Genomic DNA, 16,843 nt, shown 5'->3' with positions numbered 1-16,843 from the left:
CTTGGTGCGATGGACGACGGATTGCCGGATAGACCGGGCACTTGCGCTCCCATCGCGGTCGTGTTGGACGCGAACGCGATGTGGAACCAATGGCAGTTGACCGGACGTGCCTGGGATAAGCTGCGCGACCTCGTCGACGAAGGACAGATCTCGCTCTTCGTGCCCGAGGTCGTCGTCCAGGAGGTAGTACGCGGACGGAAACACGACGCGAACGATCTCGTAGAGAAACTCCATGCGCTCAACCTGCATCGCGTCGAGCGGTTGCTTAGCCTGAGCCTGCCCACCAAACGCGACAGGCTCCTCGCGCACGTCCAATCACTTGTCGTTAACTATGAAACCGAGCTGCGCAATCGACTGAACGAACTTGGTGCGGAGGTTATCCCCGTCCCATCTGTGAGCCACCTGCAGGTCCTTAACCGAGCCATGGAGGGCAGGCAGCCATTTGACGCCGAAGGTCGCAACGGCTATAGGGATGTCCTGATCTGGCACTCAGTTCTTGATGTGGCCTCCCTGGGGTGCCAGGCGGTAGTGTTCGTCACCAACAACAGCAGAGACTTCTGCATTGGTAAGCCACCTGAGCTGGCACCGGCGTTGAAACGCGAATTTGAGCAGATCGCGCCTACTGCCGAGCTTCTGATCGCGGCAAGTGTGGCCGGTGCGGCAGCTCCGGTCGACCACCTGACAAGAACGTTGCCGAGAACTTACCTCCAGCCCGACAATGACACCGTCGAAGCAGCTCTCAATCAATGCGCCGAGTTGATTGTTGCGGGTGGCCGCTCTCCGGTGCCGGGCCGGTGGGGTGAGCAACTTGATGACGGCTGGCAGTTTTCGTCACTGTTAAGCGAAGGCCCGATCGAGGTCGAGTCGATCGACTTGGAGTTCGGCAGCCTCTCGTGTCAGCCGGCTGGCGACGACTGGGAGGAGTTCACAGCGCGAGCGCGTGCGACTGTCGTTCTGGACGGCTTCGCATTCAAGGCCGACTTTTATGTTGAAGATCGTATTCGCGTTGATGTGCAAGACCGCGACTGGAACAAGCACTACATGCACGTTCACGAGTATCACGAAGCGGAACTGAGCTTTCGTCTCGTCCAGAACGAAACAGGTACCGCGATCAAGGAGTGCTGGCTGGAGGAAGCCACAGAAGTTGAGCGGCATGATCCTCCGGATCCGGATTAACAATACTTATGTGGCCGCACTTCAGCTGTGGCTCAGCAGACGGTTGGTGCAACATTGCTCTCTGCCGGTCCTGCCGCACACCGCGGAATGCCATAACGGGGGCGGCGCTTACGCTGGTTGACGTGGCTCCTGCTTGGTGACAACCGGCTGCGGTCCAGCGCAACGAGTAGGCGTGATGGTTGTTTCGCCGGATGGCATGGGGCGGCCAGGGTTGCTCACTGAGTGGTGCTCCTGCCCACTCAGCAACGAGTTCGCTGGCACCTTGGATGGCGTCGATCCGCGGCTGACTACTTGGCGTGTGTGGTTGCCGGACGTCCTTCTGCGCGGAGCTGCGCAGGTCGACGTGTGCAACCCGGGATCGGTTCGCGGCTACAGCACCTTTGCCAGCAACTGGACGATGGCACCGGTGACTCCCAGGGCAGCGGCGATAGAGCTTGCCTGAACGACCCGCGTGACCGCTGCACTCAGCCGTTGAGACCGCGTGGGCGGCACGACGGAGGCAGCCGCGGGCGGTCGCGCGATATCTGGTATCGACCAGGGCCGTGGGCCATCGAAGTGCACCAGCATCTGCCCGCAGGCGCGGATAGCTCGATGTACGCGGGTCTCATCGTCCAGGTCATCGGCTGACCAGTACAACCAGATTGCTAGGCGCTCGCACTCGGCGAAGCCCGGCTCCCCGGCCTTGCGTCCGGCAACCCGAGCGACATTTTTTCGCAAGACGCGTGCCCGCGCGCGGAGGACGCTCTTAGCTCGCGCGCGTTCCGACCGAATCGACTGCGCTCCGGAGTCGGAGACCTTCACCTCCAGGCCATTGTGACGGCGGACTTCTGCCAGCAACCCCAACACGATCTTGACATCGATGATGACCAAAGTGCTCGGCAACCTGAACCAGAACAACACCAACAGTTCGATCGTGAACCCGACGAGCCCCGTCGCTCTCCCGAGATGTACAGCCAACCAGTCTGGTGAAACGCTAACTAGCGCAGCGAGCGCGATCGTGAGGAATGGCGTCGCAAACGCGAGTGCCAGCGGTGCCGCGACCTGCCGAGCTGTCAGATCATGCATAGCATCGAGTTGCTCGGCACTCACGCGGTAATGCCGTAGCACATTTATCTCCGGATAGATCACCGGCTTGCGGAGGACGCGCGTGTTGAGAACTTGCAACATACGACCTACGCGGCGGCGTAGCCACTCCGGCGATGATGACTTCGCCATTTCACGGGCCCAACGGTCTTCATCGTCTTGCGTCGTCTGACGACGGACATTCAATCGCATGGACAAAAGGTATCGAGAGCCGATGGTCATGGCCCTTCCTGTCGGTGTACGTGTCGTCGAAGCTTGCGCAGCCGCTCCTGCGACACGTTTACGCCGAGCCGATCGTTGGGCAGCCAGTAGTGACTGTGTTCAGGGCGCGCTGGACTTTTAATGCCGGCCGGCCGAGTTGTCGTTCGGGCGAACCCATCGTGGCAGCACCCTCAGCGGAGTCAAACACCGGAGTCGACGCCATGTCCGGGTGTCTACCAGGCCGGATGCCTCAGGTACCGGATCGGGCTTCGGCACCGGCGCGTCCTGCTTATCGCCGAACACTCAGTCTTCGAGGAGGATGACCAGACGGACCGCGATGAGCGCGACCGGCAGGATCAAATGGCACATCGGGCCAATGCCTTGGCGACTGGCTGACGGTTGGCCGGATACCAGCTGGCGGCGTACCACACGGCCACCCCGATCAGGGAGACCACGAAATAGCCGATCAGGCGGTCGATGTCGGCGACTGCGAAGGCCGCGACCTACACGCCGACGTTGCCCCCGTTGGCGAGGGCCACCGCGGCGACCTGGAGTACGCCCGTACCCGTCCCGCGTTCGGGCGCGTGCTCAAGCTCCTCGCCGACTGCACGGTATTCCCGCCAGACCTGCCATGCCGCGTGCAGGCTCGGCAGGAGAGGCAACATCCAGGTACAGGTTGCCAGGATAGGCAGCAGGCCAGCGCCGAGCGCTGAAATGACCAGGATCGCGCTGAAGCCCAAGTACTGGCCAGCCACGACGCGCGCGTTCGCGGTACGGGTGCCGCAAGCCTCGCGGAAGAAAACCGTCAGAACGAGCATGTCCTCGATGTTCGTCACCGCGAACAAGCTTGCAGCCCGCCCCACGTGTCCCAATCCCATCAGGCGTCCCCCTCGGGCGCGCCAGAGCCTATCCAGTCGTCCGCGCGCGAATTCATGTTTTCCACGAATTCAGCGCATTTCTGCCCATGGCGACCTCGAAAGCGTTGAGTCCAACAAAAGCAGTTTCGAAATACGTGAACGCGAGCAGATCGGGCAAAACGTTTAGGAATTGTGCTGCTCACCGGATGGGGCGCCCCGGCTCCGCCATCGTTCAAACTCGTTGTCTAGATCGCCGCCGTGGCGATCGACCTGGGAGCGACGATCGTCAACGACGTGCCCGGTTCGCTCTACCCGACGGCAGTTCGGCGTCGACTACGTCGGCATGCTCCATCGCGGTGTGGTCCAGGTGAACACGCAGCCCGTATACGACGACGTGTAGGCCGAGGTCGCATCCACCTCATCGGCATCGCCGCGGGCACTGAAGTTTGCAGGATCACGAGATCTTGACACGCCCGGGGATCGGATTCGGGGGGCGACTGTCGAGGGCAAGGTGTACCTGTTGCATCGGCTGCTCGCGATGGACGGCCTCGGAGTCCCGGTTCTGCTGGGCGCCAGCCGCGAATCGTTCATCGGCGAGGCCGCGAGCCGCAAGGTCGAAGATCGGCACCCGGCCCTTCTGGCGCTGATCGTCCGGCCTAGTCGCGGATGTTGAGATATCCGGGCGCATGCCGCTGCGGACCTGCGAAACCATCATCATTCTCGAGGTTGTGCTGGGAACTCGATGACTAGAACAGTCGAGCGCACGGTCAACTTCGCGGGCACCGAAACCGCGCCGCAATCGTGCGCCACCAACCTGCTCCGGCTTCGACACGGTCGTCGGGTTTCTCGCCCTCCGAACGGTTGAAGTGCCGGTCCAGGAGCAGTTCGTCCTCGGCGCGAAGACGTGCGACCTCTGCAGTGCCGAATATTCGGGCAGGCCTGATCTGCCCTTCCCGCACCCAGTAATGAGACCTGCAAGCGAAGCTCCAGTTGCCGATCGACGGCGACAGGGAGACTGTCTCGCCGTTGAAGGTGACCGACCATTGCTTCGGGTGCAGAGGAGTAACGACTTCGTGGCCGCACCCGCAACAGCAGCGGTGGACTGCGGTGGCGTACGTGAGGCTGATGTAGATGATGCCGTCGTCGAGTCGGTCGGGGACCGTCTCTATAAACTCATGGGTGATCGTTGCCCGCATCGGATTCCTCGACGTTGTTGATCATGGTGTTGCCGTCCAGGACGTACACTGAGTTGAACTCGCGTTCCAAGTCGAGGTAGACCCCGTTCAGCTTTTTCCACTTGAGCACGGCCATCGTCGCGTTGAAGCAGTTCACCTCGGCGATCTGGATGTTCTGGTCGTACTCGTCCGGTTCTCCGTCGGAGAAGGGCACGTGTGTGCGGGCCAGTTCGCGATGCCCTGGGGCGCTGGTGGTGGTTCGGATCTGGCCGGCCAGCATGTCGTCCACCCGGTAGAGGCCGACGCCGCAGTCGATGAAGGGGGTCCCGTTCTCCTCGAGCGCCGTCACGATCAGCTTCTTCGCGTTCCCGTCGGTCATGGAGAGGAAGACGAAGTTCATCCCGGCAAGCTCGTGGACGTTGGTCTCATCAACGGCGTACTCGTGGGAGATGATGCCGGTTCGCAGCTTCGAATAGACGGAGGTCAGGAAGTCGACCTTGCTGTGGGCTTCTTCCAGCTCGTCTTTTGAGATCGCACCCGGGGTGCGGAATGCGTTGTGCTGCTGGAGCTTGTCGCCGTCGAAGAGGTGGATTTCCTTGACCCAGGTCTTGGCCACGAGGTCGAGGATGTAGGACCCTGTGCCGCCGAGCCCGACAATCGCGATCCTCTGACCGAGGAGCTTGCGGCTGACTGCGTTGATGCCGGTACGGCTGGATGCAGTGTCGATGTAATGGAAGACGGAGTCGTCCGAGCCGTCGTTCAAGCACGGGCGGAAGACCTTCGCCGTCGCAGATGGGTCGAGTGCGTGCGCTTCGGTACCGAGGATGGCTACGTAGGTCGTGACCTTCTCGTAGAAGTCGGAATACTGCCCAGACGGTGGCTTGCTGGAGAACGAGTACCTCGCCACCAGGTCCGGCGTGATCGTCTCGGTGAAGCTCCCGTCGCTGTTGATGATCTTCGAATGCGGAGCGCCGTCGCTGGTGCATGGCTGCTCGCCGACGAACCGCATCGTGTGGTCTGCCGGCGGCTGCACCAGATCGCCGAAGACGGTGATTGCGCACGCGAGCGTCCCGGCGGCCACTTCGCGGCAGGGGGTCGCGTAGGGCACGTGGTTGATGACGAGGTACCCCGCGATGATCGCGATGTCGTAGCCTTCGTCGCGCAGGCGCTTCAGCCCCGGGTCAAGACTTATCAGTCGCTGTGACATTGAAGATCATCCCCTTCTTAACCTTCACGCTCTCGCCTGGCTTGAGCGTTCCTTCCGGCTTGTGTCCGCCGCCGCGACGGTAAGTGACGGTGAAAACCCAGTTCGGGCCGCTGGGTACGGGGTGGAACGCCAGCTCAACCAGCTGCTCGAACGTCACCTCGCCAGAGGTGACTACCTTCTCGCGGCCGTTGACGACGATCTCGTAGCGCTTCCGGTCAGCTTCAGTGTCAGCGGTCATGGTGGCCTCCTTGAGCCTTGAAGAACTTGACCTGTTCGGCGGTACCCTAATCTGTGTAGTCGACTTCAGTCAAGGGGTGAATGGCAGTATGCATGTACTTGGAACGACGGGTGCTGAGGGCGCGTCTACTTGGGCTATGTATTGATCTCCCGCTACGCTCCGACGCGGCAGTTGCCTGTCATCGGGCTATGGGTGATGGACGGAGGTATTGGTGCGCGTTCAGTACGCAGACGTGACGCTCCGTCGGCTTGTGTTCGACCCGGGCTACCGATCGGCCGTGTGGTCGCCGCTGATGGTGGCTGCCGTCCGGCGAAGACATCAAGCCCTGGTGGCTGCTAGTGACCGCAGCGAAATCGCGCGACTTCGGTCACTTGATCTTCGAGTGCATAATCGTGACTCCGGCGATCGGTGTTCAATCAAGCTTGTGGACGAGGCGAGGCTGTTGCTGGAGTTCGACGCGGCGACGGTAGACCGCGTGTCGGTGGTGGCGATCGCCCCGGCTGCTGTCCGGGAGGGAGTGCAATGACGGCTAATCCGGTCGAGGTCTTTCCGGTCGGAGTTCACCTCCTGGAGGAACTCGAGGCGTGGGGATGGTCGCAGGCGGAATTTGCAGAGATCATCGACCGTCCGGCGCAGGTTATCTCGGAGATAATCGCTGGAAAGAAAGAGATAACTCGCGAGTCGGCTGCCCAGATAGGGGCGGCTATGGGGCAAAGCCCTGGATACTGGCTACGCCTTCAAGATGAGTACCACTTATGGAGACAAGAGCAAGATGGCGTGATTCAGCGGCAGTTGGACGATGTTCGTCTTCGTGCCTTGCTGAATAAAAGGGCGCCTCTTGGCGTCTTGCGTAAACGTGGTATTATCTCGGCGACGACGCTTCGTGGGCAGGCGGAACAATTATGCCAACTGCTTGAGATTGGCAGTCCGGAGGAGATTCCGTCGCTGCCAATGGCTGCTCGGCGAAGCAATGCTGCCGAGGGTGTGTCCTCTACGCAGGTGGTTTGGCTGGCGTGCGTGCGACGTCTGGCGAAATCCCAGGTTGTCGGTTCGTACTCCGATCGTTCGCTCAAGGTGCTTGCCGAGCGGCTGAGTCGGGAAGTGCGAGATCCTGCAGGCTTCGCGGACTTGCCGTCGCGCCTTGCCGGTGCGGGGGTGCGCCTGGTTTATGTGGAGGCATTCCCGGGTAGTAAAATCGACGGTGCATCGTTCCAGATGGACGGGATTCCGGTAATTGGATTATCTGGGCGTGGGCATAGACTCGATAAGGTGTTGTTTACACTTCTGCATGAAATCGCACATATTGTGCTGGGCCATACCGATGCCGGCATCGTTCTCGACGAGGGCGACCTGCAAGGGCAAAGGATCGAAGATGAAGCCAACCGGCTAGCTGCCGAATGGGTTATTCCTGGAGTATTGCCTCAGCCTTCGGAGCGTCCCAGCCAGGCGTGGTTGTCGCGGACTGCGAGTGCGCTCGGTGTCCATCCCATCGTGGTTGTGGGCAGGCTGCAGAATGCTGGGAGGCTGAGCTGGCGCAGTGCCTTGGCGAAGGATGCTCCTTCTGTGATCCGGTATATGCAGCAGTGGTAGGCATGGTCTCTTACTTTGCTCCGTCTTAACGGTCGAGGGTCTGTAGCCCCTGCGGCGATTAGGCTCGCGCTGCTATGCATAAGTGGCGGTGGACAATGCGGGAAGAGGCGTCGCCCGTCCACACAGGGTGAAGGACACGTACCCGGGCGCTGAGGCCATCGACAGCTCCCCGAAGCTGATCGAGTGCGCATTCCTCGACGAGACGAGACCGGGTCAACTTCGGCGGAGTAGGTGTCATCATGGAGCCGAGTTGGCCTGCCAGCACGTGGTTCGGAGTCGAGTGATCGTTGCGTTCTCGGAGGCACAGGGGGCGAATGCACTGACCGAACCTCTGTACACGGGCGGCCGAGATGGTGACACACCGGACGTTCCCGGTGCGGTTTCGAGGCTAGAACCTCCGCGCACACCGGTACGCCAATGCAACGGCTTGGGGCGGCAAGGCGGGCGCTTCGCACGTCGTGCACGCCCTCCCCGAGTCCTGTCAGGCGGGTGCTGACTCTGCGATGCGGAGGCCTTTCGTGTCGACCACGTACTCCGATTCGTCGCGCCCGGTGTTCCGTGCGAGCAAGCGAGCCGGTTCCACAAGCGCCGTCCATACCTGGCCAACCGGTCTGCCTCGCAGCCCGCCGGCAGCGTAAAGGCGGGCGGTGTTCTGGTTGTCGGTCCAAGACCAGTCGCCGCGCCGTTCGACAACTGCGCCGCGGAAGAGGCGCAGCGGCCGCTCCGGCCGGGGCACAGGGTGGCCGTCGTCGGTGTACCCGGCGACGGCGAACAGCGTCCGCCAAATCTCGTGTCCGAGCTGACGGTCGGGGTACTCAGCCATGGCCCAGGCCTCGCCGATCGTCCTGGCGAGGTCGGCCGCGGTGATCAGGCTGTGCAGATGCGCGAAAGCGAGCAACAGCGGGCCGTCCGCACGCGGAAGCTGCAGCAGAGCCGCGTCGACTTCGACGGAAGACAGCACCTCGCCGCGTGCGAGCATATTGTCGGTGACCGTCGCGACGTCGAACGAGACGGGGAGCGTTGGACCCACCCCAAAGTCGGCGTCGCGCTGCGTCATGTCGTCATTGTTGCGGACGGGTCAGGCATAGCCGCTGCTAGGTCTGTCAGGAGAGGTCGGCGGGCTCGTTCAAGCGCGACGGTGGTTGGGATGGTGCCCTTAGGCAGTGATGCTGCTATCCCGGTCGCCTCCGCAGGCTTCGCACTGCGCGGAGTGGGTGCGCGAGTATCGAACTATGGTTGTCGTCACCGAAACGCCGACGGTATCAGGAGTGACGAATAGGTTTCGTGCAGATCCGCTGCACTGGAATGGGTTTCACCGAAGGATGGCTGAATCACCGGCGTGAAACTGCGAGCTGTAGGGCCGGAGCAGTCGGACTGGATGCATGAGCGCGAGTGGCGTATCCGACTGAGTCCGGAACTCTCTGGTCTGCCTCTTGACTCCAGCGCAATTGCGCTGGTCCTGGTCGAGGACGCGAACTGAGGGCCGCGGCGGCAGGTTTCTGTGCGGGCCGGATCGGTGGTGAACGAACGCGGCGAACCTGCACTGCCTGGAGAACCGGGCGTGGCCGACGAAGTTCGTACGGAGTGGCAACCGCCGCCGTATGTGGGTTTGAGGCGAGTCCTGTGGGAACGCGCAACAGCGAACTTCTTCCCCGTCCGAGGGCTGGTCCGCGACTGGATCATGTCTGAGCAGGCGTGACAACCGGCTTGCGCGCGGCTCGGGAGATCGCTGCCGAACTCTCCGATTCTGTGAAGCTAGCCGACTCGAACAGGTTTGACGCGCTTGGGGTCGGGCACAGGCATCCTGTCTGCTGGTGGCATCGAGCTGCGTTTCAGCGAGGTGGTCGGCTGGTGGTTGGCAGCGCCGGCCGACGGTTGGCTTCGTATTGCTCGATGGCGGTGTTGTGCTGGAGGGTGAGCGCGATGTCGTCCTGGCCGTTCAGGAGGCGCGTGCGGATTTCGGCAGGGACGGTGAAGGGTACCTCGATGCCGTCGGCGCGGACGATACAGGTTTGCAGGTCTACGGTGACGGGGCTGTTCGGCGAACGGTCGAGGAGTTCCCACAGCTGTTCGACGGTCTCGGCGGCGAGAGCGACGGGTAGGAGGCCGTTCTGGTAGGCGTTTCCGGCGAAGATGTCGCCGAATCGCGGTGCGATGATCGCGCGGAAGCCGTAGTCCGCCAGGGCGTAGACGGCGGCTTCGCGGGAGGAGCCGGTGCCGAAGTTCTTGCCGGCGACCAGGATGGTGGCTTGGTCGTAGGGGCGGCGGTTGAGCACGAAGGCGGGGTCGTCGCGCCAGTCGGCGAAGAGGTCTTGGCCGTAGCCGGCTTTGGTGAGGCGGGTCAGGAAGCGGACGGGGATGATCTGGTCGGTGTCGACGTCGCTGGCTCGCAGGGGTGCGGCTTGTCCGGTGTGGACGGTGAAGTGCTGCATCAGGCTTCCAGGTCTTTCGGGGCGGCGAGGTGGCCGGCGACTGCGCTCGCGGCGGCGACGGCGGGGGAGACGACGTGGGTGCGGGCGCCTTTGCCTTGCCGTCCTTCGAAGTTGCGGTTGTTGGTGGACGCCGCGCGCTGTCCGGGGCGGAGCCGGTCTTCGTTGACGGCGGCGCAGAGGGAGCAGCCGGAGGTACGCAGCTGGATTCCGGCTGCGGCGAAGACGTTGTCGAGTCCTTCGTCGACGGCTTGCTGGCGGACGGTGTCGGATCCGGGCACGAGGTAGACCTCGACGCCGGGCGCGACGGTGCGGCCGCGGAGGACGTCGGCGGCGGCGCGGAGGTCTTCGATGCGGCCGTTGGTGCACGAGCCGATGAACACGGCGTCGATCGGGAGGCCGCGCAACGGGGTCCCCGGTTTCAGGTCCATGTAGGACAGTGCGCGTTCGGCGGCGGCGCGGAGGGCCGGGTCGGCGAACGACGCCGGGTCCGGGACGGTGGCGTCGAGCGGCACGCCTTGTGCGGGGTTCGTGCCCCAGGTGACGAAGGGGCTGATTTTGTCCCCGTCGAGGACGAGGTCCCGGTCGAATTCGGCGTCGTCGTCGGAGCGGAGGGTTTGCCAGTAGGCGACTTCGGCATCCCACTCCGGGCCGGTCGGGGCGTGCGGGCGTCCGCGCAGGTAGTCGAAGGTCGTCTCGTCCGGTGCGATGAGCCCGGCGCGGGAGCCGGCTTCGACGGTCATGTTGCACACGGTCATCCGTGCTTCCATGGACAGCGCTTCGATCGCGGCGCCTTGGTACTCGATGAGGTGTCCCTGCCCGCCCGCGGTGCCGATTTCCGCGATGAGAGCGAGGATCAGGTCTTTGCCGGTGACGCCGGGCGCGAGGGTGCCGGTGACCGTGACGCGCATGGTCTTGGGCCGCGGGAACGGCAGGGTCTGGGTGGCGAGCACGTGCTCGGCTTGCGAGGTGCCGATGCCGAACGCGAGCGCTCCGAACGCGCCCATGGTGGTGGTGTGGGAGTCGCAGCACACGACGGTCATGCCGGGGTGCACCAGGCCGAGTTCGGGGGCGATGACGTGGGCGATGCCGCGTTGCGGGTCGCCGCGTCGGTAGATCTCGATGCCGAACTCGGCGCAGTTCTCGGCGAGGAGTGCGGCTTGCCTGCGCATCGCCGGTTCGTCGATGGCCTGGAACAGGTCGCGCGTGGGGACGAGGTGGTCTTCGGTGGCGAGGGTGAGGTCCGGGCGGCGGACGCGGCGGCCGGCGGTGCGCAGCGCGTCGAAGGCGATCGGGGTGTTGACCTCGTGGAGCAGGTGGAGGTCGAGGTAGATCAGGTCGGCGTGCACGAGGTGGGCGCGCCAGATCTTCTCGGCGAGCGTCAGGCCCATTGCGGTGCTCCTTCGGGGCGTCGGCGCCGCCGCACGGGGAGATCGGCGAGCAGGCGGGTTTCGTGTGCGTGTGCGGTTTCGCAGCGGGCGAGCACGTCTTCGACGGCTTCGGAGGGCACGACGACGGTGCCGTTGTCGTCAGCGACGACCAGGTCTCCCGGCCGCACCAGGACGTCGGCGAGGTGCACGGGACCGTTGAGTTCCGCGGCGTCGAGCCGGCCCCGGGCGTTGGCGGGCACCGCGCCGAGGCTCCATACCGGGAGAACGTCGGGGCCGGACAGGGCGTCGAGGTCCCGGACGGCGCCGTCGACGACGATCCCCGAGACGCCGGCCAGCGCGGCGCATGCGGCCGAGATGTCGCCGACGACGGCATGCCGGGTGTGCCCGCCCGTGGCGATGACCGCGACCGCGCCGCGGGGCGCGAGCCGGTACAGGTCGCGGTCTCCCAGCACGGCGTCCGCCGGGTCGGCGGCCGGTTCGTATCGCAGCGTCACCGCCGGACCGCAGACCCGGCTGCCGGGCCGGGCCGCGCGGAGCCCGGGGCGGCACACGCCGTCGAGGCCGAGGGCGTCGAGCGCGTCCGCGGCCCCGCACGCGATGTCGGGCAACGCGAGGTAGCGCTCGATCAGCCCCGGCGCGGGTGCGGGCACTGCGACCGGGCGGATGCGCGCCGTCGGAACGGTGCCGCCGCCGAGCGCTTCCATTGGCCCCTCCTGACGATCGATGGTCATCAGAAGCGTGCCCCGCTGCTGCCGATGTTGCAAACAATCTGCTGGCTTCTAGACCACTGGTACAGTCAGGTGCGACCGGCCGGAATTCGAACGGGCATCTGGCCCACCCGGCGGCGGGCGAGGCGCGGAGGAGGCCCGGTGTCCGAGGACCTGGAACGGATGGATCTGGCCGTGCTGCGGCTGATCGCGGAGGAACCGCGCGCGGGGGTGCGGGAGTACGCCCGGCGGCTCGGGGTCGCGCGGGCGACCGTGCAGTCGCGGGTGGACAAGCTGATGCGGCTCGGCGTGCTGATCAGCTGGCGGCCGCAGTTCGACCCGGCGGCGATGGGCTATGCCGGGCTGGCCTACGTCCGGTTGCAGGTGGCGCAGGGCAAACTCGACGCCACGATCGAAGGTCTCGCGAAGATCCCGGAAGTCATCGAGGCGAACGCCGTCGCCGGCGACGCGGACCTGCTCTGCCGGGTGGTCGCGCGGGACAACGCCGGGCTGGAGGAAGTCCTCCACGAGATCATCGCGGTGGAGGGCGTCGAACGGACCTCGACCGAGGTCGTGCTCAGCCGCCGGCTGATGCCGCGCATCTCGCCGCTGATCCGGAAGCGCCACGGCCAGCTCTGACCCGGCCGAGGTGCGGCCAACCGGACAGCAAACGCCAGGCAAATGCCACTCGGTTGAGCCAGTGGTACAGGCTCGGAGCGATTTGTTGACCGTGTGATGACTGCGACGTAGTTTTCCTGCCCGACCGGCAGTTCGGCTGCCGTGCCTCAAGGAGGAGGACGCCGTGGAAGCATCAGGTCCAGCACAGGTCGGAGTCGCTCAGATCGCCGCCCGCCTCGACAGACTCCCGGTCTCGCGGTGGCACTGGAAGCTCACCTTCCTCGTCGGCGCCGCGGCGTTCTTCGACATCTACGAGATCTTCCTGGGCGGCGTGCTCGGCGGGGTGCTCGGGCAGGAGTGGCACCTGGCCCGTGCAGTGAAGGCAGCGCTGATCGCCGCGCCGTTCGTCGGCATGATCGTCGGCGCGATCTTCCTCGGCGCGGCGTCGGACCGGCTGGGCAGGCGCCGGATGTTCATGGTCAACCTCGGCGTCTACTCGGTGCTGTCCCTGGCGACCGCGTTCTCCCCGAACATCACCGTGCTGATCGCGTTGCGGCTGCTGTGCGGGGTGTTCATGGGCGCCGAGCTGATCCTCATCGACACCTATCTCAGCGAGTTCATGCCGCGCCTGGCCCGTGGCCGGATGATCGCGGTCGCCTACGTCATCGGCTTCTTCGGCACCCCGGTCGTGGCGCTGCTCGGCGGGTTCTTCGTGGCGCGCTCCCACCTGCTGTGGGAGGGCTGGCGCTGGCTGCTGGTCATCGGCAGCCTCGGCGCGCTAGTCGTGTTCGTGCTGCGCCGCGGATTGCCCGAATCGGCCCGCTGGCTGGTCGAGCACGGACGCGCCGCCGAAGCCGACCGCGTGGTCGCCGAGGTCGAGGAAACCGTTCGCGCGCAACGGGGAACGCTGCCGCCGGTGCGCGTTGCCGACCCGCTGCCGGTGCGCAGGGTGAAGCTCGCCGACATGTTCCGCCCTCCGTACCGCAAGCGCACGGTCATGCTGTGGCTGTTCCAGCTCCTGCAAACCGTGGGCCAGTACGGCTTTTCCTCGCTCGTGCCGGTTGTTCTGCTCGCCAAGGGCTACGACATCGTCGATTCGCTCGGCTACACCGCGCTGACGTTCATCGGCGCCCCGGTCGGCGCAGCGATCGCGGTCCCGCTGGTCGAACGGTTCGAGCGGAAATACCTGATCATCGGCTCCGGCCTGGTGACCGCCGCGGCCGGACTGCTCTTCGGCACGGCGACCGCACCGGCGCTGATCGTCTCGATGGGGCTGATCATCACCATGGCGAACAACGTCCTCAGCGGCGCGTACCACATCTACCAAGCCGAACTGTTCCCCACACAGGTGCGCAGCACAGCCATCGGAATCGCGTATTCCCTGTCGCGGTTGTCCGCCGCGATCCTGCCGTTTGCAGGGCTTGCCCTGCTCGCCAGTTTCGGGCCGATGGGCGTGTTCGTCGGTTCGGCGGCTCTGCTGGTGCTGATGTGCGTCATCGTCGGAACGCTCGGTCCGCGCAGCAACGGCCAAAGCCTCGAAACCATCGCGGACGACGGCGATTCGCGGTCTGCCAGCGTCCGCCCTGCGCGGGAGAGCACGGCGCTCCACGCAGACGTTCGCGAGTAGCCGTACGCGGGCCACGGTGAAGCGGCACGGTTCTAGGGTCGCGTCGCTTCACTGCGGATCGATCGGAGCCTCGGGCTGGCCTCCGGCTGGGGGCTTGCGGTTGGCCCGCTCGTGAGTGCGAGATCGGCGGTCGCGGAATTGATGGCGGCGGGCTTGACCTCGTCGTCGAAGCGGATGGGCGGGCACGTCGTTGCTGACCGGCAGAATCATTGATGGTCAGTGGTTTGGTGACCGTGGAGTTGTGGCGGGGTTGGCGGGGTGCGCGTGAACGGCTTTCCTGTTCGGACTTCGTCGTCTTTGCGCGCGAATATCGGTCCGGCTCCGGCATTGAGCGTGTTCGGGTGGCGGCGTGTGCTCCGCTTGCTCTTTTGCTTGCAGTGGAGTCGCTCAACAGGGCATGGCGTCGTCGTCGCCCAGGTTCGGCTGGACAGCTGTCGACAAGGGCTGAGTGGACGCTGCACGGAGCTTGGCTTCGCCAGCCACGCGCAGCTGAGCTGCGAACGATTCTTCCGCTCGTCCCGCCGAATCCGTCGACTGGCTCGGCTAGGATCCTTCGCGTGGCAGACAACGAGTTGGTGCTGCTCGACCAGGTCCTCGAGCAGCGGCAGGCGGAGCGAACTGTGCCGCTGCGAGAGGACGAGGCTTTCGAGCTGTTCGCGGCAGAGCAGGCGTTGCGCGCACGCGAACTCTCAGTCGAGGAAGTCTCCAACGGAATCGTCGGCGGCAGCAACGACGGAGCCGTCGACGGAATTTTCGTGTTCCTTGGCGGCGTGTTGTTGTCCGAGGACAGCGATGTCTTTCAGCCCGAGTTCCGTCCGAGCAAGGTTCCGGTCGAGATCAAGCTGGAACTCTGGCTCGTCCAGGCGAAACGGGAGACCTCGTTCAGCGAGACTGCCATCGAGAAGGTCGCGGACGCCGCCGCACGGTTACTCAGCCTCTCCGCAGAAGACGCTTCCCTGCTCGAACTCTACTCACCCGACACAGTCCTGCGTACCGGATTTTTCCGCAAGGCACTGCGTGCACTGGCTACCCGGCACCCGCAGGTGGAGATCCGATTCGTGTACGCGACTCGCGGGCGCACGAGCGGTCCCAATGCGATCAATGCCAAGGTCGAACGCAAGGCGCGAGACCTTGAGTGCCAGTTCGCAGAGGTCGTGCCAGGCGCGATCGGCCACGTCGAGTTCCTTGGAGCTGCGGACTTGTGGACACGGGCCAACAGCGTTCCGTCGTACACGACCGAGCTCACCTACCAGGAGAACGCGACCAGCGGCAACAGTCACGTGGCCTTGGTGAAGCTGTCCGACTACGTGACGTTCCTTAGCGATGAAAAGGGCGAGCTTCGCCGGCACATTTTCGACTGGAACGTCCGCGACTACCAGGGAGATGTCGAGGTCAACCTCGAGATCAAAGAATCCTTGCGAGATCCCGACGGACCGGAGTTCTGGTGGCTGAACAACGGGGTTACGATCGTGTGCTCGAGAGCGAGCTCGGTAGGGAAGACCTACTCGCTGGACGACGTTCAGGTCGTCAACGGGCTGCAGACTTCGCACACGATTCACAATGTTCTGCGCTCGATCGAAAGCGGGCACCCGGCGTTCGACCGTGCAGTGCTGGTCCGCATCCTCGTCGCTGGCAATGACCCAGCGACGCGGGACCGCGTCATCCGCGCGACAAACCGTCAGACCTCAGTCCCGGCCGCGTCGCTGCGCGCCACGGACGATGTCCAGCGTGACATCGAAGCCTACTTCTTCGGCAACGGCTGGTACTACGACCGGCGGAAGAACTTCTATCGCAACACGGGCAGGAGCGTGGAACGGATCGTCAGCATCGCGTTCCTCGCGCAGGCGGTGATGGCAATGGGGCTGGGCCGGCCGGCTGACTCGCGAGCCAGGCCGTCCAGCCTCCTCAAGCGCGACGACGAGTACCGAAAGATCTTTTCGAAGGATGTTCCGGTCGCAATCTATCTCTGGCTCGCGCAAGCGCAAAAAGCAATTGACAGTTTCCTGTCCGCTGAATCCGTAGCGGAGCGCACGAACTACAAATTTCACGTGGCGATGGTCGCGGCGACAGTGCTGGTCGGCAAAGAGGTGCGATCGCCAAAACAGCTGAGGGCGGTGGCTGAGGCCGGTACCCAGATCACTGACGCAGATCTGCCGGCGTGCTTGCGTTTTGTCGCGGAAAGCTACGCAGAGTTCGGAATGAAGACTGGCGACGGTTCCGACAAGATTGCGAAAGGCCCCTCGTTCGTGAACTTCCTGATACGGCGGTTTGCTCAGGTCAATGGCTCGCTGAAATTGCCTGAGAGCTGACGGGCCCCGGGTTGCGCATGGTGCCGACGGAATGAAGGCGTTCCGCACGTCCGTGGCCGCACAAGCGATGGTGGCAGCACAGGTGGAGCAGCCGCTGAGCGGCGCGCGAGACGTCACGAGTTCTGAGCCACACCCGCGGAAGGCTGGCGATGAGCTGGAACGCGTGTGGGTGCTCAACCTCGAGCATTGGACGGTGTGCAAACGCTCGATCTCCGCGGAGACTCTATGCCGCGAG

At 64.4% G+C, this 16,843-nt stretch carries 15 protein-coding genes; 6 read left to right on the top strand and 9 right to left on the bottom strand.

Annotated features, from left to right (window positions below; translation table 11 throughout):
* Positions 1 to 9 precede the first annotated feature (9 nt).
* A complete protein-coding gene (locus tag PUT80_RS24205; RefSeq protein ID WP_275293577.1) occupies positions 10 to 1,176 on the top strand; it encodes a PIN domain-containing protein in 1,167 nt (388 codons plus the stop codon).
* Positions 1,177 to 1,545: 369 nt separating this feature from the next.
* Here the strand turns inward: PUT80_RS24205 and PUT80_RS24200 are convergent, their stop codons facing one another.
* Together PUT80_RS24200 and PUT80_RS24195 are read right to left on the bottom strand one after the other, a co-directional pair.
* Positions 1,546 to 2,481 carry a hypothetical protein gene (locus tag PUT80_RS24200; protein ID WP_275293576.1) on the bottom strand — a complete coding sequence of 312 codons (936 nt, stop codon included), beginning with the start codon at positions 2,479 to 2,481 and terminating at the stop codon, positions 1,546 to 1,548.
* 482 nt (positions 2,482 to 2,963) lie between these two features.
* Positions 2,964 to 3,296: a hypothetical protein gene (locus PUT80_RS24195; protein ID WP_275293575.1), complete on the bottom strand. Its 333-nt coding sequence runs from the start codon at positions 3,294 to 3,296 to the stop codon at positions 2,964 to 2,966.
* Positions 3,297 to 3,837: 541 nt separating this feature from the next.
* Between PUT80_RS24195 and PUT80_RS24190 the strand changes: the two genes are divergently transcribed.
* Positions 3,838 to 3,990 carry a hypothetical protein gene (locus PUT80_RS24190; protein WP_275293574.1) on the top strand — a complete coding sequence of 51 codons (153 nt, stop codon included), beginning with the start codon at positions 3,838 to 3,840 and terminating at the stop codon, positions 3,988 to 3,990.
* 94 nt (positions 3,991 to 4,084) lie between these two features.
* Here the strand turns inward: PUT80_RS24190 and PUT80_RS24185 are convergent, their stop codons facing one another.
* Genes PUT80_RS24185 through PUT80_RS24175 form a run of 3 tightly spaced genes read right to left on the bottom strand, consistent with a single transcriptional unit; the run spans position 4,085 to position 5,937 of the window.
* Positions 4,085 to 4,513: a DUF6527 family protein gene (locus tag PUT80_RS24185; protein WP_275293573.1), complete on the bottom strand. Its 429-nt coding sequence runs from the start codon at positions 4,511 to 4,513 to the stop codon at positions 4,085 to 4,087.
* Positions 4,491 to 5,699 carry a ThiF family adenylyltransferase gene (locus PUT80_RS24180; protein ID WP_275293572.1) on the bottom strand — a complete coding sequence of 403 codons (1,209 nt, stop codon included), beginning with the start codon at positions 5,697 to 5,699 and terminating at the stop codon, positions 4,491 to 4,493. Before PUT80_RS24180 ends, PUT80_RS24185 begins: the two co-directional genes overlap by 23 nt.
* Positions 5,674 to 5,937: a multiubiquitin domain-containing protein gene (locus PUT80_RS24175; protein WP_275293571.1), complete on the bottom strand. Its 264-nt coding sequence runs from the start codon at positions 5,935 to 5,937 to the stop codon at positions 5,674 to 5,676. The genes PUT80_RS24180 and PUT80_RS24175 overlap by 26 nt, the downstream gene beginning before the upstream one ends.
* Positions 5,938 to 6,459: 522 nt before the next feature.
* On the opposite strand from PUT80_RS24175, the gene PUT80_RS24170 reads away from it, so the two are divergent.
* On the top strand, positions 6,460 to 7,527 hold the full coding sequence (locus PUT80_RS24170; protein ID WP_275293570.1) for a HigA family addiction module antitoxin: 1,068 nt from the start codon (positions 6,460 to 6,462) through the stop codon (positions 7,525 to 7,527).
* Positions 7,528 to 8,008: 481 nt separating this feature from the next.
* On the opposite strand, the gene PUT80_RS24165 is transcribed toward PUT80_RS24170, so the two are convergent.
* From PUT80_RS24165 to PUT80_RS24150, 4 genes are all read right to left on the bottom strand, one after another.
* Positions 8,009 to 8,584 carry a hypothetical protein gene (locus PUT80_RS24165; protein ID WP_275293569.1) on the bottom strand — a complete coding sequence of 192 codons (576 nt, stop codon included), beginning with the start codon at positions 8,582 to 8,584 and terminating at the stop codon, positions 8,009 to 8,011.
* A 775-nt stretch (positions 8,585 to 9,359) separates the two neighbouring features.
* Positions 9,360 to 9,959, bottom strand: a complete 600-nt coding sequence (leuD, locus tag PUT80_RS24160) for a 3-isopropylmalate dehydratase small subunit (RefSeq protein ID WP_275293568.1) — start codon at positions 9,957 to 9,959, stop codon at positions 9,360 to 9,362.
* Entirely contained in the window at positions 9,959 to 11,347 is a 1,389-nt protein-coding gene (leuC, locus tag PUT80_RS24155; protein WP_275293567.1) for a 3-isopropylmalate dehydratase large subunit, read from the bottom strand. The genes leuD and leuC overlap by 1 nt, the downstream gene beginning before the upstream one ends.
* Positions 11,338 to 12,051 carry a hypothetical protein gene (locus tag PUT80_RS24150; protein ID WP_275293566.1) on the bottom strand — a complete coding sequence of 238 codons (714 nt, stop codon included), beginning with the start codon at positions 12,049 to 12,051 and terminating at the stop codon, positions 11,338 to 11,340. Before PUT80_RS24150 ends, leuC begins: the two co-directional genes overlap by 10 nt.
* A 165-nt stretch (positions 12,052 to 12,216) precedes the next feature.
* Between PUT80_RS24150 and PUT80_RS24145 the strand changes: the two genes are divergently transcribed.
* The 3 genes from PUT80_RS24145 (at position 12,217) to PUT80_RS24135 (ending at position 16,608) form a co-directional block, all read left to right on the top strand.
* A complete protein-coding gene (locus PUT80_RS24145; RefSeq protein WP_275293565.1) occupies positions 12,217 to 12,693 on the top strand; it encodes an Lrp/AsnC family transcriptional regulator in 477 nt (158 codons plus the stop codon).
* Between the two features lie 163 nt (positions 12,694 to 12,856).
* On the top strand, positions 12,857 to 14,299 hold the full coding sequence (locus PUT80_RS24140; RefSeq protein ID WP_275293563.1) for an MFS transporter: 1,443 nt from the start codon (positions 12,857 to 12,859) through the stop codon (positions 14,297 to 14,299).
* A 557-nt stretch (positions 14,300 to 14,856) separates the two neighbouring features.
* Positions 14,857 to 16,608: an AIPR family protein gene (locus PUT80_RS24135; RefSeq protein WP_275293562.1), complete on the top strand. Its 1,752-nt coding sequence runs from the start codon at positions 14,857 to 14,859 to the stop codon at positions 16,606 to 16,608.
* Positions 16,609 to 16,843 lie beyond the last annotated feature (235 nt).

The organism is Amycolatopsis sp. La24 (genome assembly GCF_029087445.1).
Lineage (GTDB): Bacteria > Actinomycetota > Actinomycetes > Mycobacteriales > Pseudonocardiaceae > Amycolatopsis > Amycolatopsis nivea.
The sequence above is the reverse complement of the archived record's forward strand: the minus strand, read 5'-3'. Positions and strand labels throughout refer to the sequence as shown.